Source organism: Lysinibacillus sp. COL-1, from assembly GCF_059814265.1.
In genome coordinates this window covers 2416814-2439011 of sequence record NZ_JCAWSJ010000004.1, presented here as the reverse complement: position 1 = coordinate 2439011, position 22198 = coordinate 2416814, and the positions used below count along the sequence as shown (strand labels likewise).

Sequence of the window (22198 nt, the reverse complement as noted above, 5' to 3'; positions counted from 1 at the left end):
TAGGATGGGTGAAAAATGGTTAAAATAGTTGCTTTTATGTGATAGCAACGATTGCTTTCGGAGCAGAAGGCCGCCTTTTTCATCAGGCTATAGAACTGTTATAATGACAGACAGAGGTGATGAACATGCATATTTTGACGATTGAAGGCATACCCTATGCTTGGCTTGAGGCATTACAGGAAATTCATGCTCACGTCTTTGACGGTGCCAAACTGCCAGTCGAAAAGCTAGAAAAGAAAGAAGGTCTTCTTTGTTTATTGGCAGTTGAAGATGAGGCGCTATTCGGCTTTAAACTGGGCTATCCACATCCAGATGGTGTTTTTTATAGTTGGTTGGGTGGTGTTCATGTGACAATGCGGGAGCGAGGTATTGCTAGTCAATTAATGAAGGCGCAGCATGCGGCTATTCAGGAAGTAGGATTTCAAAAAGTTCGTACATATGGTAGAAATACACGCAAAGCCATGCTCATTACCAATCTCAAACATGGCTTTGATATGGTTTCAACATTTCTTGATGAAAAAGGAAGACATAAAATTATATTTGAAAAAACATTCGATTAAGGAGTTTTAAACATGAAAGCATATTTAGCAAACGGATTATTTTCTTTAGGAGATCGCTTCGTCAATGAGCAATTGGCAGCAGCTATTCGGGAGGCCGTGCCAGACATCGCTTTATACGTACCACAGGAAAACGATGCTATCAATGATAAATCAGCCTATGCAGATAGCTTAGCCATTGCCCACGCAGATTTAGAAATGCTGCAAAATAGTGATGTATTGATAGCTGTATTGGATGGGGTTGAAATTGATTCAGGTGTGGCCGCTGAAATTGGTGCGTTCTCTATGCTGAATCGTCCTATTATTGGTGTACTGACAGATGTTCGTCAGCAAGGACGAGACAATATGCAAAAAATAGAGGCGCTAATCCGAGATGGGCTAGAGAATCAGTTCGTTTATCGTAATCTATTTGTTGTGGGGTTAATTAAACGTAATGGCGTTATAACGTCTTCCATTGAAGAGGCTGTGGAAGCCGTACAAAAATTGAACAACGAGGAGGCATAATCATGCTGTTAGCTACATCAGACGTGATAGCAGGAAAAGACATTATCGACACTTTAGGACTAGTGCGAGGAAATTCTGTTCAATCAAGAAACATCGGTCGAGACATGATAGCTGGTCTTCGTAATATTGTGGGTGGCGAGATGAAAGAGTATGCTGAGATGCTTGTGCGTTCTCGTGAAATCGCCACACAGGCAATGATAGAGGAAGCCCAACAAATGGGAGCAGATGCCATTGTGGGTGTCCGTTATGCGACTTCATCTGTAATGGATGGCACATCAGAAGTGTTGGTATATGGAACGGCTGTGAGATTTAAATAACAGTTTCAGACTGGGGGATAGAAGCCATCGAGAAGTTTGATATGCTCTCGATGGCTTTTGTCATTTTTTTCTCTCTTTCATATTCAATATTTGGTAAACTATTACCAAAGGAGCGCTTGCATGAACATTTTTTTAGACCACTTAAAGTTACCCATCGCATCCGTAAAACCATGCTCAATGGTTTCTTTGATTTGTTTGATGTTATAGAACTATCGTAAATGTTCAGCTTCCTTCACATAGAATTCCCAAATAGGAAGTTGAATGAGTTCTTACTTTCTGTACATTATAATAGGCTTGGTCACCTCAAACGCTTGCTTTTCATCAACATATGTAGTTGGAGTTCTTTATCTAGAAGCTGATGGAATGAAGAGCGCTGACTTCTGCGGGAGAAGCGGAAGTTGAGATTCTGGACTGAGAGGATGTTTTCTGTGCGAAAGCGAAGCGGAGGGAAATAGCTTGACTGCGCCTGTAGCGGAAATCAATGGCTTTACTTTATTTTATTGCAAAAATGCTGCGTTTATCGAATTTATTGTAAAATTTTAGTTAATTATGTTAGAAATACAGTCTATTGTGCTGCTTTAATGATGTTTTATTATAAGATGCGTATAATACCTATTATACAGATAAGGTATAATGGTTATGGTAGTAAAGGTTAATGATGCCCAACTTAGAATCTGTTGGGCATGATAGAAGAAAGAGTGGGATATATGGTAGATTCACAACAAAGCAAAGGCTATCGTGTTCTTTCGATATTTGATCGATTGATGGATGGCCAAGGAATCAACAAGAAGCAGGAAGCATTGACACATCAGGTTGGTGAAAAAACCATACAACGGGATATCGACGAAATTCGTACATATCTGAGAAAGGTTAAACTCAATTGCCGCTTACAATATGTCCGTACAGAAAAAGTATATAAACTAATACAAACAGATCATCATCGTTTATCTAAAGAACAAGTATTAGTTATTATTAAAATACTAATTCAATCAAGAGCATTTAGTAAGACTGAGATGAATGAACTGTTGGAGAAGCTTATTTCTATTGTGGCAGCAAATCAGGATGCTCAAATACTATTAAAGGAAAAATCGGTAGAGGTAGATGTACAACATAACCAATCCTTAGTACCATTCATTTGGAGCATTTCAGAAGCCATTCAAAAGAACAAGGTCATGACAATTGATTATGTAGCTGAGGGAGAAAGTATCTCCACCGAAAAGATGGTGAAGCCTCTAGCTGTGATCTTTTCAGCACCCTATTTTTATGTTCTAGCAGATAATCAAGATAGTCCAACTGTTTACCGAATGGATCGTATTCAGCATCTTCGTGAACAGGATAAAACATTTCAAATAGGTGAGCTCCACAAGGATCAGCCATTGATTGATGTTAGTGAGCCTATACGATTTCTCTATAGAGGAAAGTACCCCCAAACTGTTTTCAATCGATTTCCGACAGCCAAGCTCGTATCGCAAAATGATCATGCCTACTTATTTGAAGCAAATGTGTTTGGAAACGACATCAATATGTGGTTTTTAAGTCAGGGAGCAGATCTAGAGATATTGGAGCCAATCGAGCTGAGAGAAGAGATGATAGAAACTATACAGGCAATGCAGCAAAATTATCATTGTATTTAAAAACCCGCGCAATTTTAAGCACGGGTTTTACTATTACTGAAAAAGTTGTTCAATGAATGTCAAATCGACATCATGATTGAGCTTGTAATCTTTCATATAATTTTCTTCATATAAATAAACGAATAAATGGTGATTATCATCTATACGTAAACCGATTTCCCTGTCATCATTGATCGATAACGTCAGCCAATAAGCTTCTTTAAAATCGGATTTAGCAAACCATACTTTTTTTAATGGCAGGTCTTTTAATGGCTGCATTATTTGGTCGATTTCTGCTTTATTTGTAAGCATGATCGTTTTTTCATCCGAAGAACGAATGACTTCAATTTCATGAATTTCCTTCAAATCGAGACGCTCTGTTACCTCTGTTGTAAAATCGGTGTCCCTTGTTAGTAGCATCGTTGAGATATACAGAATAAGTAATGGTAGTAAAATGCCTAGAAGTAGTTTGTATCTTTTTTTCATACTCGTCTCCTTAAATTCTAAAAATTCGCACATATGTATTCTTTTCCACGCTATAATTGAGCATATACTGAAATGATAAAGGAAGGCAATAAAATGACATATAATTATGCAGAAAAAGAACTATTTTATCCAGATAGAACTATTATGTATCGAGGCGGCGTCAAAAAAAATGATTTTGGCCATGATATCTATGATGGGAAAGGCATGCTTTTTGATCAAGATGGCGAGCTCTTATTCGAGGGGGAATTCGTCAATCATATGAAGCAAGGCAATGGCATCATGTATTTAAAAGGGCAACTTATTTATCAGGGAGAATTCATTCAAAATAAAAAACAGGGTCATGGCATTTTATATAAGGATGGTCAAAAGCATTATGAGGGTCATTTTCGCAATGATTTAATGGATGGCTATGGCATCTTATATTATGAAGAGGATGTGACGGCTCCTTATCAAGCATTGCGGGCACAATATCCTCATTTAAATCAGCCACAGTATGAGGGTGATTTTGTACATGGCATGAAAAAAGGAAAAGGCAAGCAGTATTATCCAAATGGGTTTTTACAATATGAGGGTGATTTTATTTGGCATCATATGCAAGGGGCTGGTAAGCTCTATTATCCGACAGAATCACCAACGGCTGAAGAGCTTGCCCGTGGTGTCACAACATGCCACTATGAGGGTCATTTCTTTGAAGATCTGAAACATGGCAAAGGGAAAGTTTTTTCTAGGCAGGGTATGCTGGAAGCGGAAGGACAGTTTAAAGAAGATAAGATGACAGGGCATGGAACGCTTTATTATGCCAATGGACAGGCTTCCTATAGAGGGGAATTGGTTCATGGCAAAAAACATGGACGAGGCGATTATTTTAATGAAGATGGCAAAATCATTTACAGTGGTGAATTTATCAATGATGAACGATTGCGCATTACACCTGAAATCGAACAGGAGATTACTAAACTACAAAAGCAATTGGACAGTCTTGTAGGATTGCCGAACGCAAAAAAAGAATTACATAATTTAATAAACTTCATTAAAATCCAAAGCCTGCGTGTCGATCATGGATTAACAAGCTTTCCAATTACGTATCATCTTGTTTTCTCAGGCAATCCAGGGACAGGTAAAACAACAGTGGCACGCATTATTGGCCAAATCTACAAGCATCTTGGCGTGTTATCAAGCGGACATTTTGTTGAAACAGATCGCGCAGGATTGGTCGCTGGATATGTAGGGCAAACAGCACTCAAGGTTCAGGAAGTTGTTAACAAAGCAAAGGGTGGGGTTCTCTTTATTGATGAAGCCTACTCATTAATTCATGATAAACAGGATGCATTTGGTAAGGAAGCGATTGACAGTTTATTAAAAGCAATGGAGGATCTACGTGATGACTTAGTAATTATCGTTGCTGGGTATACAGAGCTTATGGAGGAGTTTTTACAAGCGAATCCAGGCTTTAAATCTCGCTTTAATCATTTTGTCCAGTTCGATAATTTTAGCACCGATGAACTCTTTGCTATTTTTGCTATGCTTTGTCAAACGAATGATTATCAATTCGGAGAAGCATTTGCCCAACATATGAAAGTGCAGCTACGCCAAATGCCAATTGAAACAATTCCTAATTTCTCGAATGGTCGCTATATTCGAAACCTGTTTGAAAAATTGGTGACGATCCAATCAAACCGATTGATTCAACAGGCAACAATCTCGAAAGAAGAATTGATGACTTTTGAGGAGCAAGATATTTTACAGGGCCTATCAGAAAAGCTATTTGATAACACTTTTTAAGATAAGGAGTAGACGAATGAAAAAATGGTTTGCCATTATTTTAGTGTGTGCTTGTATTTTACCACGGATAATAACGATTCATGTTACAGTAAATAATCATATAAATGTCCATAAAAACAATAAAAGTTAATGAGTTATGCTTGATATGGTAATATAATACAAAATATACGCTATCGTTAACGAACACGGATGCCTTTAATTGGTATTTTCGTGCACCGGATGGAGAAAGTGATGAGACTGTTGTGCGCAGACTAACATCTTGGCTTGACGGGATTCAACAATTCCCAAAAGTGATTACTGTCTCGCATGGTCCGACTGGCCGAATTTTACAGGGTGTCTATGCAGGACTTAATAAAGAAGAGGCACTCAAGTTAGAGGTTTCTCAAGATGTATTATTCAAGTTAACCAATAAAGAAATCTCAAGAATTTGTTCTAATATCGAAGATGATTAGTACATATAAAGATATTTGAGTTCATCACATTGTTCTCAAGGAATATTCAGAAATGCCACCTATTATAATGTGTAGGAGGCGTTTTTTTATGAAAAAATGGATGTTATGTTGTTGTATTTGTATCGTGGTTTTCTTATTTTATTATACAAACAAAATATATGAACGCGCTCAGCTAGAACTGCCATCATTACATAGTCATAATGCTTTATTGCTCAATGAACAAGGCGAAGTATTATACGAAAAAAATGCAGATGCTATTATTTATCCAGCTTCCTTAACCAAGATTATGACAGCCATCGTTGCCATAGAGATGACAGAGGATTTACAAAGGCAAACAATTGTAGAACCTCAAACGATTGCCAACTATACGGCCCAAAATGCTTCGATGGCAGGCTTTCAAGCAGGAGACTTTGTTACAATGGAGGATTTATTATATGGCACACTCCTTGCCTCAGGTGCCGATGCAACAGGAACTCTTGCAGATGCTATCGCAGGCAGTGAGGACAAATTCGTCACTTTGATGAATAACAAGGCGCAGGAATTAGGCATGCATGATACACATTTTGTTAATACCAGTGGCCTACATGATGAGGCACATGTATCTAGCGTGCGGGATATCAGTAAGCTTCTACGCTACGCGTTAGAAAACCCTATCTTTTATCAAATATTTACCTCGAAAAGCTATACAACCCATGTGCCTAATGAATTAATTATCACAAACTCGTTGTTTACAAAAGTGCCTAGTGTAGATGGCCCCATACTAGGAGGGAAAACAGGATATACACCAGAAGCAGGGCTCTGTCTGGCGTCCATTATCGAAAAAGAAGGAAAATCATTTCTTTTCATTACAACCAATGCCCCGACCTATGTTTGGACGCCACCCCCTCATATCGAAGATGCTTTAACTGCCTATGATGCCCTGTAAGTGGAAAAAAGATGAAAACATCTCAACTTTTTCATCGTTTCCAACGTCTTATTTGAAAGGGAGACATTTCTTGTTTTGTGATGGTGCTAGGTAATCCATTTTTGAGGGAAGTCTCTCCTGGATCAAGCAAAACGATTACTTTTTGTAGCCCTTTGCTTATTGATGCGGGGAAGATGCTCTCATGGTTGGGGAAGCTCTGGGGAATTCGCTCCAAAATAGGAGCGAGCCACTCAATCACTCCACAAAAAGGAGGGCTCAACATGTCATTATCATAATCTACGCATAGTTTTATAGAAAAAAGGGAAGGAGAAATGTAGTAAGGTTAATATTATACAGATGTGAAGGGTCTTGGAAGATGGAATCTAGTCGATTACTACTATTTTCTGGTCTGAATGGTTACTCTATAATGATAGTTAATTCTTAGCATTTTTTTAGCAAATGACATGGGAAGACATCTAAGGACGGTGAAGAACAATGACAAAATTTTTACCCTATGCAATCGTGTTGACATTGATGATGTGTTTATTTGCTGGGCAATTGTCAGCAAGTGCTGAAGGGCCAGTGGTAATTCAAAAAGTGATGAAGGATACGGTCATTTATGAAAAGCCTTCCACAACTAGCAATGAGATGGGGGAACTGGCGAAGGGGCATTTTGTCACAGTGACGCAAGCAAGCAAAGGGTGGACACATATTCAAACGCTAGAGCAGGCAGGCTTTGTGCCATCTGATGTTTTAGTCAAGTTGAAATCTGTCGGCTATTTAGTCATTCAAAAGGGTGGTGCGACGCTATTTACTGCGCCAAGCCAAAATGCACAGCAGGCAGGATCGCTTTATGAAGGACGCATGATTTATGTGTATGGCACAGCACCTGGAGGCTGGTCTTTCGTCCAATATGGGCAGGATATAGGATATGTGGCAACAAATGCTTTAAAAAAACCTGTTCCAACGAAGAAACGAATCAACGCTGTGGCTGGTGCTGAATTACGTTTAACTGCTAGCCCGCATGGAGAAGTTCTTGGTACACTTGCCAATAATACAGCTGTCCAGTATTACATAACGCTTGCAGGCTGGGCCTATGTAGAAGCGGGCGACCAAAAAGGGTATGTCAAAGCTTCTGAGCTAGCCAATATTCAGCTAACCGATAATAAAGTGTATAATAAAGGTGTGCCAGTAGTGAAGGGTGCTAAAAAACGTGTAGCTTTAACATTTGATGATGGGCCTAACGCCAAGGTAACACCGCAAATATTGGCGACTTTAAATAAATACGATGCGAAGGCTACATTCTTTATGGTAGGAAAAAATGTGTCAAGAAATGCTGCTATCGTCAAGCAAGTCTATGAGGCTGGGCATGAAATTGGCAACCATACCTTGAATCACAAAAAATTAACGGCTTTATCCATAGCGGAGGTTAAACAAGAAGTCAATGGCACAAGTAATGCGATTTATACAGCCATTGGCCAATACCCAACCGTTTTCCGTCCACCGTATGGGGCGACAAATGATCAAGTGCGCTCGTTCATGACGATCCCTTCGATTTTATGGTCGATTGATACACTAGATTGGAAACATCATAATGCGGATAAAATTTTAGCGTATGTGAAAGCCTCTGTAAAAGATGGCAGTATCATTTTAATGCATGATATTCATCAAACGACAGCGAATGGTTTAGAAAATGTCATTCTTTATTTACAGAAACAAGGCTATGAATTTGTTACAGTGAGTGAGATATTACAATAAATAATAGAAAAGCTGTGCAATTGTCTTCTAGAGACCACTGCACAGCTCCTTTTATTTAAATAAATTAATGGTTGTAATAATAATAGGAATCCCAAACACGTCGATTAAAAAGGCGCCGACAATTGGTACAACAAGAAAGGCTTTTTGAGAAGGTCCGAAGCGTTGCACAACAGCTGACATATTTGCCATAGCATTTGGCGTTGCCCCTAAACCATGTCCTGCAAAACCAGCTACCATCACAGCTGCATCGTAGTTTTTGCCGAGTAGCTTAAACAAAACGAAGATACTAAATACGACAATAAAGAATACTTGCACAAAAACGATGATGAATAATGGTAGCGCTAAATCAGCAATTTCCCATAATTTGATACTCATTAATGCCATTGAAAGGAACACGCCTAATGTTACATCCCCAATTAATGAAATGCTTTTCATATTAATTGCTTGAGGTTTAACTTTATCCATAATATTACGTACTAATACAGCCACAAACATTGCGCCTACATAGCCTGGTAGGACGAAGCCTGTTGCTTCTGAGAATAATGTCCCAACATATGTGCCGACAGCCATGCTGAACGTAATCAATAAGACTTGTGTAAAGAACGAGTCAGATGTAATTTGTTCGTGTTTATTTTCATATTCGACTGCTTCAGCTTCTTGTTCATCAGGTGTTAAATTGTATTTACCGACTAAATATTTGACAATCGGACCACCAATTAATCCACCAGCAACTAGACCACAAGTTGCGGCAGCAGCCCCAATCGTCATGGCTGAGGAAATGCCCAAATCTTCTAATGTTTGTCCAAATGCGGCAGCAGCCCCATGACCACCTTCCATGGAAACAGCACCAGCCATCATTCCGATTAAAGGATGAATCCCCATGAGGGAGGCAAGTGATACCCCAATGACATTTTGCATTAAAGCAAGGAAGCCACAGGCTAGCCAATAAATAACTAATAATTTTCCTCCGAGTCTCACTAATTTAAAGCTTGCCCCTAAGCCTATCGTTGTGAAGAACGTAATCATAAATAAGCTTTGCAAGGACGTATCGAGCGATATTTCTAGAACACCAGTTGTTTTTAAGATGGTAGCGAGAGCAGCGAACAATAAACCACCTACCACTGGAGCTGGAATACAAAATCGCTTTAAAAATCCAATTTTATTAATAAGAAAGCTTCCCAATGCAAAGAGTGCGACGGCTAAAAACACCGTTGTTATTTGATTAATTTCGATCATGAGCCTTGCCCCCTAAGTAAGTTGTTCAGTGCTTCATACACAAAATAAGCACCTAATTTAACCGTTCGTCCATTTTCATCTAATAACGGATTGACCTCACAAACATCAAATGAATGTGTATGAGGATGTGCAGTGACTTTTTGTAGGATCGTGCGTACCGTTGATGGGTCAAGCCCAAACGGTGAAGGTGCACTTACACCTGGAGCAAACGCTGCATTCAAGACATCCATACATAAGGTTAAAAGAACATAATCATGTTGATCCATATAGTGTTGTAGCTCATCCAATAATTGCTGTTGGTTGGCTACTGTCATGTGATCTTCAAACACATACTTTACCTGTAATTCATCCGCTTTTTCGAATAGTTCTCTTGTATTGCCATAGCGTTGAATACCGACAACAAAATAATCAGCATATGGATCCTGTTCTAAAATTTGACGGAACATAGTACCAGAAGAAGGCTGTTCATCGTATGGTCGTAAATCAAAATGAGCATCTATATTAATAATGCCGATTTTAGCATCCTTTGATAATGCTGAGCGAACACCTAAATAATGGCCATAAAGTGTTTCATGACCGCCGCCAAGCACAATACATGGACATTTTTTTTGCAATACTGTTCCGACAATTTCACCAAGCTCACGCTGCGCTTCCTCTAAATTATGATTAAGACAAACGATGTTGCCAACATCAATGATTTGTTGATCATCTTCAAATGTCCACGGTAAACTAGCTAGTCCTTCCCGTAGTGCGTTCGGTCCATTGGCTGCTCCTAGACGACCTTGATTTCGACGTACCCCTTCATCGCAAATAAAACCAACGAGTGCAGCCCTTTTCTTATCTGAAGCGCTTACATCATTAATCGCTAATCTTTTTACTTGTTGATGTAAACGAAAACTGCTTGTATTTGTCGTTGAATCTATACGGCCTTTCCATTGTTTTTGATCTGTCAGTGTGTACATAATCCTATTCACCCCATTGTTAAAATTATTGTAGAAAAAGTATTGTTGTAATTCATTATATATTCACATAATTATAATTACTAATATATAATTAATATTAACTTATAGCTTTTAACTATAAATGAAGGAGGATTATATAAGTGGATATTAAACAACTACACTATTTTATTGCTGTTTCAGAACAAAGGAATTTCTCGAAAGCCGCAGAAAGACTGCATATTTCGCAGCCTTCCTTAAGTAATGCTATCAAAAAATTAGAACAAGAGATTGGTTCCCCCTTATTGGAGAGAAATACTAGAAATCTGCAATTAACAGAAGCTGGAGAGCTACTTTTTGAACGGGCAAAAGTTATTGTGAAAAATATGGAAGTATTGAAAATTGAAATGGATGAAGTCATTGTTCATGGCACGAGGGACATCACCATTGGTGTTATGGAATCGATCAAGCATTGGTTGCCTAAAGTAATCGCTAACTATAAAAAGGATTATCCACAAATGAAGATTCATTTAGTCGATATTTTAGGCAGTAAACGTGTGAAGAAATCGTTAAAAAGCTATAAAACCCATTTAATCATAACGAATCAGTTAATGGATGATCCAGAGTTGGAAGTCCAAACCTTATATGAAGAGAGGTTGGTTGCAGTGTTACCCTTACACCATCCGTTAGCCAGGAAAGAGACTTTAACCATCTCGGATATTAGTGAAGAGCCATTTATTATTAGTACCGAGGGCTTTCAAACAAGACACGATATTTTAACGATGTTTGAAAAGGCTGGGAAAAACATCAACATACAATTTGAAATCGAACGTTTTGAAACGGCTGTCTCACTAGTGCGTGAACAGTTAGGGATAACGATATTACCTGAAAACTATTTGCAAGGACCAACAGCCAAAACCATTGTAAAAAAAGAGATTGAAGGTGCAAATTTAAGTCGCAATGTTTATTTAGTATCTTTAAAAAATCGTCATTTACCATTGGCTATCCGACAATTATTGAAAGATATTTTGCATTCTTTTGAAAATAAGATGCTATAACTTGCAAGCAATCCTTAAGTCATGTTTTTTCTGTTTTATTAGAAAATTCATAATAGAACATTGCTTTACTAGAAAAATAGCGGTAACATTTAATGTAAGAATGAAAATGAATATTCATTCATTTTATGTTGTTGAAATAAGATCATGGCAATAGCAGAAAAAGACTTTTTGGCAAGGCGAGGGGGTGATTTCCGTTCCGCCAGCGTCCTTTCCAGGGGGGCGTCCGATGAGCCGCTTCACTCACTGCGTTCTCTCTAGGGTCTCACCTGTGACGTTAGTGACGCTAGCTCCACTCCACTCCAATCCAATCAACCATGTGGTAAAAGTGTCTTTTCCTTCTCTTTCATACGAGCCGTAGTGAACAAAAGAGCCCTTTATTTTCAATGTGAAGAAGTGGTAAGTGACAACACATCTCCATAAAGGGTAGTGAATAACTTCACTTTAGTTGAAAACCTTGCTAAAAAGAAACATTTATATGAATTGGAGTGGAAGGGGGATAGTGAGACAGGCGAGCCTCTAAACGGAGCGGAAGCGGCTCGGCGCTCGCCGACAGGAAAGCAAGTAGCCTGCAACGGAAATCCATTTTCACCTTTCACAAAAATGCTATGGATGGTTTTGTTTTTCAACACGATGAAAATGAATTTTCATTCATTTTTAAAGTTCAAGCAAAGGGGGTATCTTCCAATGAATTTTTCTTATAGTGAAAAAGTTGTGAAGTTACAGGACAAGCTAACGAATTTTATGGAGCAATACATTTATCCAAATGAGGCTGTTTATGCAGCGCAGGTAGAGGCTATGGAGGATCGTTGGGGAGCGATTCCACCCATTATGGAGGAATTGAAACAGAAGGCACAACAGGCGGGATTGTGGAATTTATTTTTGCCAGATAGTGAATATGGAGCAGGATTAAGCAATTTAGAATACGCCCCTTTATGTGAAATTATGGGACGTTCACTACTGGCACCAGAAGTGTTTAATTGTAATGCACCAGATACTGGAAATATGGAAGTGCTTGTACGTTATGGCTCAGCACAACAAAAAAAGCAATGGCTTGAACCATTGTTACGAGGAGAAATACGGTCATGCTTTGCGATGACGGAGCCCGCTGTTGCATCTAGTGATGCTACCAATATAGAGGCGAGCATTGAGCGAGATGGCGATGAATACATTTTAAATGGCCATAAATGGTGGACGACAGGTGCTGGGGATCCTCGCTGTAAAGTGGCCATTTTTATGGGTAAACATAAGGATACAAATGCCCCTATCCATGAGCAACAGTCTATGATTCTCGTACCGATGGATACACCAGGGGTAAAAGTAGAGCGTATGCTGACTGCTTTTGGCTACGATCATGCACCAGAAGGACATGGTGAAGTTACCTTTACCAATGTACGTGTACCAGTGGACAATATTTTATGGGGAGAAGGAAAAGGGTTTGCCATTGCTCAAGGTCGACTAGGACCGGGAAGAATTCATCACTGTATGCGTCTCATCGGTGCTGCGGAGCGCGCATTGGAGGAAATGTGTGTGCGTGTTCAGGAGCGACAGGCGTTTCATCGACCGTTGGCAGATCAAGGAGTAATGCGTGAGCGTATTGCTGAATCTCGTATGGATATTGAGCAAGCAAGACTTTTAACATTGAAAGCGGCCTATATGATGGACACAGTAGGCAATAAAGAGGCTAAAGCTGAAATTGCTATGATTAAGGTAGTGGCACCAAATATGGCACTAAGGGTTATTGACCGAGCCATCCAAGCATTTGGTGCGGCTGGTGTTGGGCCAGATACGACGCTTGCTGCACAATGGGCAAACTCACGAACATTACGTTTAGCAGATGGTCCTGATGAAGTACATCGTAATACCATTGCTAAATTAGAATTGAAAAAGCATGCGAAAAAACAAGAGGAGCTGATGAAATGACGGTCCTAGAGTTATTTAGCTTAAAAGGTAAAACAGCGATAGTGACAGGTGGGGGACGGGGACTCGGAGCGCAAATTGCTCAAGGATTTGCAGAGGCTGGGGCCAATGTCGTCTTATGCTCAAGAAAAGTGGAAGCGTGTGAGGAGATTGCCATAGCACTTGAAAAGCTAGGTGTTCAAACATTAGCACTAGCCTGTGATGTCACAAAACCAGAGGATATTGCTAATGTGGTGGCTAAAACGATTACTACATTCGGTAAAATAGATATTTTAGTCAATAATAGTGGTGCTTCATGGGGGACACCTGCCATTGATATGCCCTATGAAGCCTGGCAAAAAGTATTTGATGTCAATGTCAACGGGACCTTTTTGATGAGCCAAGCAGTGGGCAAAATTATGCTGGAGCAGAAAAGCGGCAAAATTATTAATATTGCTTCCATCGCAGGACTTGGGGGCACACTTCCCGCCTTTATGGATACCATTGCCTATAATGCGAGTAAAGGGGCCGTTATAACCTTAACGAAGGATTTAGCTGTTAAATGGGGACCACACGGTGTCAATGTCAATGCGATAGCACCTGGATTTTTCCCAACGAAAATGTCCAATGTTTTAATTGAACGAGGACAGGACTATTTGATGGACGTTACACCGTTAAAACGTTTAGGCTCAGAAAATGATTTGAAAGGTGTGGCGTTATTTTTAGCAGCACCAGCTTCAGACTATGTAACAGGTGATGTCATTGTTGTAGATGGGGGCATGAGCTCTATCATTTAGGGAGGGAATAAAATGGATACGATGCAAGTAAGGGCAAGTGAGCGTTTAGATGTGGACAAATTACATGCCTTTTTGGCAAGCTATTTTCCTGAGCTACCACAGGGTGAACTTGAAATTTCGCAATTTAGTGCAGGGCATTCCAATTTAACGTATTGTTTAAAAATAGCTGATTTCGAAGTCGTTCTTCGTCGTCCACCGCTTGGACCAGTAGCCAAGAAAGCACATGATATGAAGCGTGAATTTACAATTTTATCAGCATTGCATCCGTTTTTAACAGCGGTTCCAAAGCCATATGTCTATGTAGAGGATCGAGATGTTATTGGTAGCGACTTCTTTTTAATGGAGCGCAAAAAAGGTATTGTTCTCGATACGCATTTTCCAAATGGGACAGAGCCAACAGAGGAGCTAGCCCGTCAGTTGTCCGAAATGATGGTAGACTCTTTAGTGGCGCTTCATGCCATTCCCTACCAAGACACAGCGTTAAAGGATATGGTGAAGCCTGATGGATTTATGGAACGACAAGTTCATGGCTGGATAGAGCGCTATGAAAAGGCCAAAACAGCAGAGCATGCGGAAGTAGCTATTTTGACAGAGTGGTTAAAAAATCATATTCCTTCCAATAATGAGGCAACCATTATTCATTATGACTATAAATTAAATAATGCGATGTTTTCTGAGGACTATGCCGAAATGATTGGCCTTTTTGATTGGGAAATGACGACGGTAGGGGACCCATTAGCCGATGTCGGTGTAGCAATGAGCTACTGGATGCATGCGGATGACCCGAAAATGTTGTTATATGCACTGGGAGAACCACCAGTAACCATTTTACCAGGCTTTTATACGCGACAACAGTTTATTGAACGATATGCGGAGAAAAGTGGGCGAGATGTTTCGACTATTCATTATTACTGTACATTTGCTTATTTCAAATTAGCCGTTATTTGTCAGCAAATTTATTATCGTTATGCTAAGGGGCAAACACAGGACGACCGCTTTGCTCAGTTGGATAAAATGGTCGCTGCACTCATACAACAGGCTTCTAAATCGATATAAATTCTAAAAAACGGTTACTTTTTACTAAGTAACTGTTTTTTTATTGCTCTCAATAACAGATTATCCGACATTATAAAATATAATTATTTATAGCTACTCGCACCAACCCTTCTTAATAGCCAAAACAACACACGTAAAAAAATTAAGAGAGATGGAATGTATGTTCTTATTTTATCACATATGCCTTCTTTTTGCGAAAAAAAGGATTTTATATAAAACAACAATATTTTATTGTTTATCGATAAATAATTGTTGACTTAGAATGTGTATAAAGCTATTATAACAATAGTGAATAGGTGTTTGATAATTGATCAAATACAAATTTAAACAAATAGATGGAGGAAGCAACAATGAAAAAATATTTACTAGCTACAATTCCAATGGTACTTGGGGTTTTATGTTTATTTATAAAGGGGATTATTGGTGATGAAATATTAGCGGATGGAACGATCGTGGAGAAGAATTTCTTTTTCATTCCATTAAGCTATCTATTTTTCTTTAGTGGCATACTGACATTCTTATTTATGGCCCTTTTTTCAAAAATAAAAAATATGAATGTCGCAAAATAATGCTAAAACAGGCCCTAAATAGGAGCCTGTTTTTTACGACCATATTTGATCAAGTTTATCGCTGTAATAGTGAATAGCTTTTTTATAATCTTGAATGCCCTGATGATTGGTTGTACGTAATAATGTCTGAAGTAATGTCTCCATCGATTTTACATGGTTGCCAAGATTGTAAAGTGTCATGGCATAGAAGACCTTGACATGCTCGGCTTCAGGGAATTCGTGAATGGCTTGTATAAAGATTTGTTCGGCTTGCTCATATTGCCCTAATGTCCGATAAGTGCTACCTAAACCAAGATAAGCATCTATTAAAACATCTGGTTCCAGTCCTAATTTAATCGCTTTTTCATAATGGGGGACTGCCTCCTTTTCTTTTCCTAAAGAATCAAAGGTCCAGGCACATTGAAATTGATAGTAAGCATTTTCAGGATGTTCCTTGACTAGTCCCACCATCAATTGATTTGCTTCCTCAAGCTGTCCGTTTTTTCTCAATGTGATAAGATGTGCTATTTGTTTATCCATATTATTAACCCTCTCGTTATATTTTATAATAAATTACCATTCGCGAAAATAATCTTCAATCAACAATTCGAATGAATCTACTAATAGCCTCATTTCTCCCGAATCATGATAACAAATGAAAACCTTACCTGATGAATCGATAAAAATGGGATTGCCCTCACCATCCATTGAAAAGACATAGCTAGTGTCTAGAATGTTTGGAGATAGAACATCTTTGTATTGGTGACGAAAATCCAGGGTTAGTTAAATCGACAAAGGTTTCGTTTCCAATACTAGAGCCATTAGAAAAAGCATGAACTGCTATTCCAGCATAGGCACCCCCAAATATTTCAATGAATGTTACATAATCAGCATGAAATTGTACATGAGGTTGCTGCTGATCTTCTTGGCTAGCTGGAGTGCCTACTAAGGAATGCTGATCCTTTTGTTTATTATACATGATCTCGAATTGCTAGAAACCTGTAGGAATGGTATTGTTTATGTCATAGTAACATTCATGAGGTGATAGAATGCTAGAGCGTTCAATGGAAAAGACACGGGAACATCAAGAGGAAAGGAAGTGATTAAACAAAACAAGAAAAGAGGATTAAGATGATGACTTATCAAAAAATAATTTGTGATGGATTTGAATTAAATTATTGTATAAAAGGGCAAGGTCAGCCGATTTTGGTGGTGGGTAGCAGTGTTTATTATCCGCGTTTGTTCTCTGAAAACTTTTCCCAACATTTTCAGCTTATTTTTTTAGATCATCGAGGATTTGGCAAGCCAACTCGTGCATTTAAACAAGCTGATTATACATTGGATAAAATAGTGGAGGATATAGAGCATGCAAGACAAATCCTAAAGCTAGATGACTTAATTATTGCAGGGCATTCGGGGCATGCATTTATGGCGGTGGCGTATGCCAAAGCCTACCCTCAGCATGTTCAAAAAATGATCCTATTAAATACAGCAACAACGAATAGCCAAAAGAGACAGCAACAAAGTTTGTCTTATTTTGAGGCATATGCAAGTGCGAAGCGTAAACATCAATTTCAGCAGGATATTGCTTTATTGGAACAGGATCTAAAGAGAGAACCTGAACGACGTTTTGTTCATATGTGTATTCGGATGGGTGCACATAGCTTTTATGATTACACATTCAACGCTACCTCTACATGGGATGGCGTGTATCCAAATATGGAAATCATTGATTATCTTTGGGGTGTAGCTTTTGCTGAGCAGAACCTTTTACAGCAAATATATCACTTAAACATGCCGATTTTTGTCGGTCTAGGTAGGTATGATTATTTAGTTGCGCCTGTATCATTATGGGATGCAATGGAGTGTACTCCTCATGTAAAGAAAGTTATTTTTGAAAAAAGTGGTCATAATCCTATGCTGGAAGAACCTGAATATTTTGATGAACAATTAATTGCATGGATAAACGAAGGATAGTTATTTTTGGCTGGTGATGCTTTTATAGCAAATAACCAGCCTTTTTCCTTTCTTTAACCATAAAAAAGGCTACTCCCAAAAGGGAAGAGCCAAAGTATTAGCTTGCAGAACAAGCTTTGCGTATCGCATCAATTTGTCGACAGTCAATCATCACAGGAACGGCTTGATCATCTATTTGAAGGAAATACCCACAGCAACTTTGCGAATCAAGATAGATAAAGTAAATACTTAAAAATTGACAGCCGTTCGAGAGGTATACATCGACTAAAGTTCCAAGTTTAAAATATTCTAAATGATGGCAAATACAACTGTCACACTGCTTTTTGGCTTGCTCCTTCTTCTTATATGTTTTTTCATATTGGGGGCTATTATAGTATTTGATTGTATATGACTCTTCCTCATCCACATGATGATCGATGTCAGAATAGTAACCTGAGCAAAAATTCTTTGAGGCACAATAGCATTTAGCAAACTTATGATAATTATTAAACTCCCAATTCATTCGTGTTAAAGATCTGTTTTCATCCATTCCTTAAACGCTCCTTTATGGTTTGAATGTCTTGCTAGCACGAGGCACCTATTTCTAATCTATGTCAAAGAGCATTTGGGAGATGGTAAAATGTCCAATTGTTTGTAGAATAAAAGAAAAGACTAGACTCACAAGTAGAGTCTAGCTTTGCAGATCATGTTTGCAATCGCCTTGCAATAAACTATATATTTCTAAATCGACAACTCCTTTACCAGACCATAATGAAGCTTGTCTCAATAGACCCTCTTTTAAAAAGCCATTTTTTAGCAGGACTTTTTTCGAAGGCTCATTTAACGGCATGACCTCAGCTTGAATTCGATTAACATTTACATCCTCTAATAAAAATTTCACAATGATTTCGACTGCCTCTGTAGCGATGCCTTTGCCCCAAGATGTCTCAGCTAAATAGTAACCAATTGTTACCATATCTACTTTTTGATTAAAGTCCATTGCTTCGATAATACCTACTAGTTTTTCACTTTGTGATTTTTCGAAAATACCCCATTTAATTCTGCTTTTCTTCGAATAATCTCGTTCAAAATGAGCAATCATTTTTTGAACAGTTTGTAAGTTGTGTTTTGGGATGATTCCGCAGTACTCAAATACTTTGTCATTATCATAAATGGCAAATAATTCTTGTAAATGGGATTCTTCTATTTTTTTTAATTCCAAAGTTGTTGAATGTAAGATTGGGAATTGTTTAAATACTTTTTCAATAATCATTGATGTTGCTCCTTTTTATTCTTTAATGGGAATGTATATTGTCATCTTCATATCATGTGGATAGATAGATTGCATGACATCGGTTATTTCAAAATCAGGGCCTGCATCTCGCTCATAATTAGAGTTTGGTAGCCATACTCCGTAAATGTAACGTCTTGTATTTTGAATTCCTTCCGCAGTGCTATTCAATGTGAATTCCGCATATTTACCAGCAGGAATTTCAAGGTGAACGAAGCCTTTCTCTAATTGCTCCTCAAAGCAATGAACTTCCTCTCCTACAATAAAGGAAAATTGACCATCCTCTTGAAAACCTGTAGAAATGCCATATGCCATATTAGGGGCTACCTTATGTGAGATTCGCTCATAATACTGCTGTTGGCCAAAATCTAAATAAAAGCTTGGGATGTCTGCATAATACTGATCGTTTTGTAAGGACGTTTTGTATTCATAGCCAGTGATACATTTTTTAGGTAATTGAAGTATTTCTGGTCGCTGCATAGGGAGTTCTCCTTCCAGTTTATAATCCAAAAAGTTCATTTTGGTTAGAAGTGGTATGGAGTTGGCTTCTTTTCGGTACTTAGCAGGTGTGACGCCAAAATATTGAACGAATGCTCGTGTAAACGCCTCTTGAGAACCATATTGAAAGTTGATCGCAATTTCCAGTATGTTCTTGGGAGTAGTTACTAATAGAGAGGCCGCTTCAGAAAGCCTTCTGTTGCGAATATACTGCTGTACCGAAAATCCTGTAATAGCTTGAAAAAGTCGTTGGAAATGAAATGCAGAAAAGTAAGATTGGGAAGAAATAGCTGTGATCGTTAACTTTTCCTGTAGATTGTCCTCAATAAACTCTATGGCGTTTTGTATTCTTTCAAAATAATCCATACCATCATCCTTTCTCGACTTAATAGTACTGTTTCAGCGAAAGTATTTTTTGATAATTTGTGCTAATTTGTACATTAAATGGTCATCAACATGAAATCAATAGAAATATTGAATTAAACGTTCAATTCAAATTTACAAGATAATGATAGTTAGCTCTATGTTCCCATTTTTCTTTGGCATAATATGTTCAGCGAATTACACGTATCTTAAAACAACCTAATCAAGAAACGTCACTCATTACATTTGAAGCGGCTGTTAATGGAAATGACCAGCACTCTGAAAAAGAGTCTGGTCATTTTTGGTTGCTTAATTTAGTTTTAATTTTGTAGCAGTCCCGATTCCTTTTGTATGAACATCGACCTTAATACGAACAGTTAGCTCGGGATAAAGGGTTGGCCAGTCTTTTTTTATTCGATTCCATGCATGGTAGTCCTCTCGGTGTAGCACTTCACTAAATTTTAAAATGTCGGCTTGATAGGTTTTTTGGATCGTATGAAGCGTGCGTTCTAAGCTCTCTTTAATTTGTCTACTCGTCTCTTTATTTAATGTATCGATAGTTTCAGGTTTCGTTAAATCCAGATGACAACCTACCTCAGCTATGTTTTGGTCAATATCAAGTTGAATCGTAATGGAAGGGCTGTCATTTTGAAAATGGCCCGTCACTTTTGTTGAAGAGTTGATAATTTCTGTCGATATTTTTCCTTGCTCTGGGCAGGCAATATTTTCAAACGTACTTTTTATATGATTGTTTAAAAAATTATAATCTCTGCTTTCTTGTTCGGTTAAAAAGCCAATTAGCTTATAATTTTTAAAAACGGCCATTCCACCATATTGTAATTGTACAGGGCTCTCAATTTTTTCTATATTGCTAATAGATTTTCCAATATCCGCATCTCCGAGTATTTGAATAGAAGGTAATACGGCACTATGATCAATACCACCTAAAGATTGGACTAAATCATCTAAAATTACAGATTCTGTCGTTCCCCATGCAGCTTCTGAAACCTTTAAGGATTTAAACATTTTACTGGCAGGAACATCCTCTAGCGGTGTTAAAACACTTAAAATTTCTTGTGCAGTCGATTCTTGGGTAACGATAATGTTAAATTCGCTCCGACCCTCAGCATCTCTTTGAAATAAATCCAAAATGCTATTCATTCCTTCTTTAGCCATTTCCTCTCCAATAATAATGATCTGAGCATGTGCATAATAAGGCTTCCTTGGCGTTAGCGTTGTTAATTTTCGAATGGCATCAAATAAGGATTTTCCCTTTGCGTGATAGGTGAAAACAGGAACTTGAAAGCTGGTTGCTTTGTTCGAGGCTACTTGACTAGGGTTAACGATTTGAACGGAGATTTCAACAAGCTCGTCTGATTTATCGACCCCAACAGCCGTAACAATGGCTAATTCATTTAACTCTCGTTTATTCCAACAGCCACCTAGCAAAAGAATCACGCTAAGCAGTAGGATGAAAAATAGTGTGTGTTTGATGATGGGCACCTCCTCTAGGAAAAGGGCTAAGTCATTTCCGATACTATTAAGGATAAGCAAAAGCCATGCAAAATAATCGATATCGACGAGATTCTTTTTGGAGGAAAGTAAAGTATGGAAAGGGAACCTGTATGTATAAAAGCGGGGAAATGGAGGAAATGTCAATCAAGGAAGTAGAAATAGGTGTAGAAATCATTTTTATCCTAATAAAAGAACCCTAAATATCGGCAAAATGGTATGAAGACATATTGTCATTTAAGCTTCTATATAATAGAAGACGGGGCAGCTATCATGAAAAATACCGTCATTTGTTTAGTAAAAGCGAAGGAACACCAGCCATTACGTTTTCCAGAGATACATTTTGGGGTCGGTAAATATTTTAATTTCATGTTGCATAAAATCGAAGAGACCTATCAATTTTTAGTGGACCCTGATGTGAAAGTCAATGCTCTAGGAGGGAGGGAAAAACAAAAGATGGAAATCCTTTAGGGGTTTCAATCATGAGCGGGTCACTGCATGAACAGTGACCCTAGTAACAAGTCTTGGAGGTGTAAGGCTAATTAGCTTTACACTACTATAGTATACTGATTCTCTATATTGAAGTAGTTAATTGCCTGGGAAATAGAGAGAAAATTGAGAATTATGAAAAATGCTGTTCAACCCCAAAAAAAGGAAGTAGCAGTGTACCATAGGC

General features: G+C 38.3%; 22 protein-coding genes and 1 pseudogene. 15 read left to right on the top strand and 8 right to left on the bottom strand.

The annotated features are described in order from the left end of the window. Positions 1-125: 125 nt before the first annotated feature. From AC6BKE_RS20505 to AC6BKE_RS20490, 4 genes are all read left to right on the top strand, one after another. Positions 126-560 (top strand): GNAT family N-acetyltransferase, encoded by a 435-nt coding sequence (locus AC6BKE_RS20505; protein ID WP_499857882.1) that lies wholly within the window; start codon positions 126-128, stop codon positions 558-560. 12 nt (positions 561-572) lie between these two features. Beyond that, on the top strand, positions 573-1061 hold the full coding sequence (locus AC6BKE_RS20500) for a nucleoside 2-deoxyribosyltransferase (protein WP_330493271.1): 489 nt from the start codon (positions 573-575) through the stop codon (positions 1059-1061). Positions 1062-1063: 2 nt separating this feature from the next. After that, the gene (locus AC6BKE_RS20495; protein ID WP_036117142.1) at positions 1064-1378 is read left to right on the top strand and encodes a YbjQ family protein; all 315 of its coding nucleotides are present in this window, start codon (positions 1064-1066) and stop codon (positions 1376-1378) included. A 707-nt stretch (positions 1379-2085) separates the two neighbouring features. Then, entirely contained in the window at positions 2086-3012 is a 927-nt protein-coding gene (locus tag AC6BKE_RS20490; protein WP_499857880.1) for a helix-turn-helix transcriptional regulator, read from the top strand. A 33-nt stretch (positions 3013-3045) separates the two neighbouring features. Here AC6BKE_RS20490 and AC6BKE_RS20485 read toward each other — a convergent pair whose 3' ends face one another. Continuing rightward, the gene (locus tag AC6BKE_RS20485) at positions 3046-3477 is read right to left on the bottom strand and encodes a hypothetical protein (protein ID WP_036117138.1); all 432 of its coding nucleotides are present in this window, start codon (positions 3475-3477) and stop codon (positions 3046-3048) included. A 93-nt stretch (positions 3478-3570) separates the two neighbouring features. On the opposite strand from AC6BKE_RS20485, the gene AC6BKE_RS20480 reads away from it, so the two are divergent. The 4 genes and pseudogenes from AC6BKE_RS20480 (at position 3571) to AC6BKE_RS20465 (ending at position 8373) form a co-directional block, all read left to right on the top strand. Next, complete coding sequence (locus tag AC6BKE_RS20480) at positions 3571-5259, top strand: AAA family ATPase (protein ID WP_089932690.1); 1689 nt, start codon at positions 3571-3573, stop codon at positions 5257-5259. Between the two features lie 188 nt (positions 5260-5447). Further along, positions 5448-5711 (top strand): annotated as a pseudogene (locus AC6BKE_RS20475) (histidine phosphatase family protein); the annotation flags it as partial. A gap of 88 nt (positions 5712-5799) precedes the next feature. Further along, positions 5800-6636: a D-alanyl-D-alanine carboxypeptidase family protein gene (locus AC6BKE_RS20470; RefSeq protein ID WP_499857878.1), complete on the top strand. Its 837-nt coding sequence runs from the start codon at positions 5800-5802 to the stop codon at positions 6634-6636. Between the two features lie 474 nt (positions 6637-7110). After that, the gene (locus tag AC6BKE_RS20465) at positions 7111-8373 is read left to right on the top strand and encodes a polysaccharide deacetylase family protein (RefSeq protein WP_499857877.1); all 1263 of its coding nucleotides are present in this window, start codon (positions 7111-7113) and stop codon (positions 8371-8373) included. A 51-nt stretch (positions 8374-8424) separates the two neighbouring features. On the opposite strand, the gene gltS is transcribed toward AC6BKE_RS20465, so the two are convergent. Beyond that, positions 8425-9609: a sodium/glutamate symporter gene (gltS, locus tag AC6BKE_RS20460; protein WP_058843652.1), complete on the bottom strand. Its 1185-nt coding sequence runs from the start codon at positions 9607-9609 to the stop codon at positions 8425-8427. Next, complete coding sequence (gene hutG / locus AC6BKE_RS20455; RefSeq protein WP_101966728.1) at positions 9606-10571, bottom strand: formimidoylglutamase; 966 nt, start codon at positions 10569-10571, stop codon at positions 9606-9608. The genes gltS and hutG overlap by 4 nt, the downstream gene beginning before the upstream one ends. Before the next feature lie 140 nt (positions 10572-10711). Between hutG and AC6BKE_RS20450 the strand changes: the two genes are divergently transcribed. The 5 genes from AC6BKE_RS20450 (at position 10712) to AC6BKE_RS20430 (ending at position 15923) form a co-directional block, all read left to right on the top strand. After that, a complete protein-coding gene (locus AC6BKE_RS20450; RefSeq protein ID WP_101966727.1) occupies positions 10712-11605 on the top strand; it encodes a LysR family transcriptional regulator in 894 nt (297 codons plus the stop codon). 684 nt (positions 11606-12289) lie between these two features. Then, positions 12290-13525: an acyl-CoA dehydrogenase family protein gene (locus AC6BKE_RS20445; protein WP_271910085.1), complete on the top strand. Its 1236-nt coding sequence runs from the start codon at positions 12290-12292 to the stop codon at positions 13523-13525. After that, positions 13522-14298, top strand: coding sequence for an SDR family oxidoreductase (locus tag AC6BKE_RS20440; protein WP_036117118.1), 777 nt, complete (start codon positions 13522-13524; stop codon positions 14296-14298). Before AC6BKE_RS20445 ends, AC6BKE_RS20440 begins: the two co-directional genes overlap by 4 nt. A 12-nt stretch (positions 14299-14310) precedes the next feature. Then, complete coding sequence (locus tag AC6BKE_RS20435) at positions 14311-15354, top strand: phosphotransferase family protein (RefSeq protein WP_330493274.1); 1044 nt, start codon at positions 14311-14313, stop codon at positions 15352-15354. 350 nt (positions 15355-15704) lie between these two features. Continuing rightward, on the top strand, positions 15705-15923 hold the full coding sequence (locus AC6BKE_RS20430; protein ID WP_036117114.1) for a DUF3955 domain-containing protein: 219 nt from the start codon (positions 15705-15707) through the stop codon (positions 15921-15923). A gap of 33 nt (positions 15924-15956) precedes the next feature. Here the strand turns inward: AC6BKE_RS20430 and AC6BKE_RS20425 are convergent, their stop codons facing one another. Further along, the gene (locus tag AC6BKE_RS20425; protein ID WP_058843653.1) at positions 15957-16442 is read right to left on the bottom strand and encodes a tetratricopeptide repeat protein; all 486 of its coding nucleotides are present in this window, start codon (positions 16440-16442) and stop codon (positions 15957-15959) included. A 591-nt stretch (positions 16443-17033) separates the two neighbouring features. On the opposite strand from AC6BKE_RS20425, the gene AC6BKE_RS20420 reads away from it, so the two are divergent. Then, positions 17034-17879 (top strand): alpha/beta fold hydrolase, encoded by an 846-nt coding sequence (locus AC6BKE_RS20420; protein WP_340811331.1) that lies wholly within the window; start codon positions 17034-17036, stop codon positions 17877-17879. 97 nt (positions 17880-17976) lie between these two features. Here AC6BKE_RS20420 and AC6BKE_RS20415 read toward each other — a convergent pair whose 3' ends face one another. The 4 genes from AC6BKE_RS20415 to AC6BKE_RS20400 form a co-directional block, all read right to left on the bottom strand. Continuing rightward, on the bottom strand, positions 17977-18408 hold the full coding sequence (locus AC6BKE_RS20415) for a hypothetical protein (RefSeq protein WP_036117101.1): 432 nt from the start codon (positions 18406-18408) through the stop codon (positions 17977-17979). Positions 18409-18549: 141 nt separating this feature from the next. Further along, positions 18550-19131 (bottom strand): GNAT family N-acetyltransferase, encoded by a 582-nt coding sequence (locus tag AC6BKE_RS20410; protein WP_036117099.1) that lies wholly within the window; start codon positions 19129-19131, stop codon positions 18550-18552. Between the two features lie 15 nt (positions 19132-19146). Beyond that, complete coding sequence (locus AC6BKE_RS20405) at positions 19147-20013, bottom strand: AraC family transcriptional regulator (protein WP_036117097.1); 867 nt, start codon at positions 20011-20013, stop codon at positions 19147-19149. Between the two features lie 306 nt (positions 20014-20319). Continuing rightward, the gene (locus tag AC6BKE_RS20400) at positions 20320-21513 is read right to left on the bottom strand and encodes a Ger(x)C family spore germination protein (RefSeq protein WP_340811328.1); all 1194 of its coding nucleotides are present in this window, start codon (positions 21511-21513) and stop codon (positions 20320-20322) included. A 282-nt stretch (positions 21514-21795) separates the two neighbouring features. Between AC6BKE_RS20400 and AC6BKE_RS20395 the strand changes: the two genes are divergently transcribed. After that, a complete protein-coding gene (locus AC6BKE_RS20395) occupies positions 21796-21993 on the top strand; it encodes a hypothetical protein (RefSeq protein WP_329808646.1) in 198 nt (65 codons plus the stop codon). The last annotated feature ends 205 nt before the right edge of the window (positions 21994-22198 follow it).

Bases quoted from the DNA above. Each gene is read 5' to 3' on its own strand.
- AC6BKE_RS20425 (WP_058843653.1), bottom strand. From the start codon at position 16,442: ATGGATAAACAAATAGCACATCTTATCACATTGAGAAAAAACGGACAG.
- AC6BKE_RS20430 (WP_036117114.1), top strand. From the start codon at position 15,705: ATGAAAAAATATTTACTAGCTACAATTCCAATGGTACTTGGGGTTTTA.
- AC6BKE_RS20405 (WP_036117097.1), bottom strand. From the start codon at position 20,013: ATGGATTATTTTGAAAGAATACAAAACGCCATAGAGTTTATTGAGGAC.
- AC6BKE_RS20440 (WP_036117118.1), top strand. From the start codon at position 13,522: ATGACGGTCCTAGAGTTATTTAGCTTAAAAGGTAAAACAGCGATAGTG.
- AC6BKE_RS20445 (WP_271910085.1), top strand. From the start codon at position 12,290: ATGAATTTTTCTTATAGTGAAAAAGTTGTGAAGTTACAGGACAAGCTA.
- AC6BKE_RS20500 (WP_330493271.1), top strand. From the start codon at position 573: ATGAAAGCATATTTAGCAAACGGATTATTTTCTTTAGGAGATCGCTTC.
- AC6BKE_RS20480 (WP_089932690.1), top strand. From the start codon at position 3,571: ATGACATATAATTATGCAGAAAAAGAACTATTTTATCCAGATAGAACT.
- AC6BKE_RS20470 (WP_499857878.1), top strand. From the start codon at position 5,800: ATGAAAAAATGGATGTTATGTTGTTGTATTTGTATCGTGGTTTTCTTA.
- AC6BKE_RS20505 (WP_499857882.1), top strand. From the start codon at position 126: ATGCATATTTTGACGATTGAAGGCATACCCTATGCTTGGCTTGAGGCA.
- AC6BKE_RS20435 (WP_330493274.1), top strand. From the start codon at position 14,311: ATGGATACGATGCAAGTAAGGGCAAGTGAGCGTTTAGATGTGGACAAA.
- AC6BKE_RS20485 (WP_036117138.1), bottom strand. From the start codon at position 3,477: ATGAAAAAAAGATACAAACTACTTCTAGGCATTTTACTACCATTACTT.
- AC6BKE_RS20465 (WP_499857877.1), top strand. From the start codon at position 7,111: ATGACAAAATTTTTACCCTATGCAATCGTGTTGACATTGATGATGTGT.
- gltS (WP_058843652.1), bottom strand. From the start codon at position 9,609: ATGATCGAAATTAATCAAATAACAACGGTGTTTTTAGCCGTCGCACTC.
- AC6BKE_RS20495 (WP_036117142.1), top strand. From the start codon at position 1,064: ATGCTGTTAGCTACATCAGACGTGATAGCAGGAAAAGACATTATCGAC.
- AC6BKE_RS20410 (WP_036117099.1), bottom strand. From the start codon at position 19,131: ATGATTATTGAAAAAGTATTTAAACAATTCCCAATCTTACATTCAACA.
- hutG (WP_101966728.1), bottom strand. From the start codon at position 10,571: ATGTACACACTGACAGATCAAAAACAATGGAAAGGCCGTATAGATTCA.
- AC6BKE_RS20420 (WP_340811331.1), top strand. From the start codon at position 17,034: ATGATGACTTATCAAAAAATAATTTGTGATGGATTTGAATTAAATTAT.
- AC6BKE_RS20395 (WP_329808646.1), top strand. From the start codon at position 21,796: ATGAAAAATACCGTCATTTGTTTAGTAAAAGCGAAGGAACACCAGCCA.
- AC6BKE_RS20415 (WP_036117101.1), bottom strand. From the start codon at position 18,408: ATGGATGAAAACAGATCTTTAACACGAATGAATTGGGAGTTTAATAAT.
- AC6BKE_RS20490 (WP_499857880.1), top strand. From the start codon at position 2,086: ATGGTAGATTCACAACAAAGCAAAGGCTATCGTGTTCTTTCGATATTT.